General features: G+C 67.1%; 2 pseudogenes. Both read right to left on the bottom strand.

The features are described 5' to 3' along the window. Positions 1 to 162: pseudogene (locus AC0IYH_RS34245) on the bottom strand (cobalamin biosynthesis protein); the annotation flags it as partial. Continuing rightward, a pseudogene (locus tag AC0IYH_RS34240) lies at positions 159 to 231 on the bottom strand (5,6-dimethylbenzimidazole synthase); the annotation flags it as partial. The pseudogenes AC0IYH_RS34245 and AC0IYH_RS34240, both read right to left, overlap by 4 nt.

Below are 231 nucleotides of genomic sequence, written 5' to 3'. Positions count from 1 at the left end.
GCACCCGCGGCGGCCCGCCGACCGCCCACGGCCACCGCTGTTGAAACGCTGCTCGATACGCCCGGCAAAATTACCGAACGCTACCCGCGGATGCCAGCGCCTGGGTTCGCCCAGCAGCGCATCCAGCGCCACCGCCGCGACACACCGCAAGGCCACACTCATTGACTCACTCCCCACACATTTTCATACACCCTGTCACTCAGCGGCCGCGGTTCGGTCCAGCCTTCGAGC

The sequence above is a fragment of the Pseudomonas sp. AC463 genome, assembly GCF_979253585.1.
This window is presented reverse-complemented; position numbering and strand designations above follow the sequence as displayed.